1 protein-coding gene is annotated in these 785 nt (G+C 66.2%); it reads right to left on the bottom strand.

What is annotated here, in order from left to right:
• Positions 1-785 (bottom strand): recombinase family protein (locus M8523_RS36430; RefSeq protein ID WP_282589665.1); only part of this gene is annotated, 785 nt, incomplete at both ends.

The raw sequence follows: 785 nt of genomic DNA, 5'->3' as shown, positions 1-785 counted from the left end.
ACCGCGGCAGGCTGCACGACAGCCAACAGAGATGTTTCCACCAGATCGTCGACCCGCAGGCCGCCGAACGCGATGCAGTTCGGTTCCCCTTGGTCGAGCCTGCCCCGCACGCAGGCATAGCGCGGGATCTGCCCCTTGGCTCCGGTATATTGCACGCAAAGCTTGCGGCCGCAGCGTCGGCATCGCAACAAGCCCGACAACAGCGCCGAACCATGCTTTGGCGCGCCGCGGGCGCCCGCGGCCGGAACGTTCTCGCTCACCATCGTCCGGATCGCCTCCGCCAGGTCCCAGTCGACATAACCTTGATGCGAGCCAGGCTTCAACGCCAGCCATTCCGCGCGGGGCTTGCTCCGTGCCCGGGCCCGCGGTCCGCTCCCGTCATAGCTCACCGAGACGCCGGATCTGCCATAAGCGTAGGCGCCACCATAGGCGGGATTGGTGATGAACCCGTGCAGCGTTGAATAACCGGGACGGCGCCACTCCACCGCGCCGCCATGGATCCGGGTCGGCAGATCGAGCTTATGTTCGAGGAACCAGAACAGGGCCTGGCGCACGCTGCCCAGTTCGGCGACCTTGTCGATGGCGAGCTTGATCGCGGCCTGGACGCGCCGGTCGGGATCCATCTCGAGCCGGTCACCCATCTTGATGAAGCCGACCGGCGCCGCGACGACGAGTTCGCCCCGACGCGCTTTCTCGTAACGCGCCGCAAGCGAGCGCTGCCGCAGGAGATCGAGTTCGTATTCGTTGAGGCTGCCTTTGAGCCCAAGGAGCAGGCGGTCATTGCC

It is taken from the genome of Lichenifustis flavocetrariae (assembly GCF_026130545.1).
In the GTDB taxonomy this organism is placed as follows: domain Bacteria; phylum Pseudomonadota; class Alphaproteobacteria; order Rhizobiales; family Beijerinckiaceae; genus Lichenihabitans; species Lichenihabitans flavocetrariae.
Note: the sequence above shows the minus strand (reverse complement) of the source record. Positions and strands in the feature narration are given on the sequence as shown.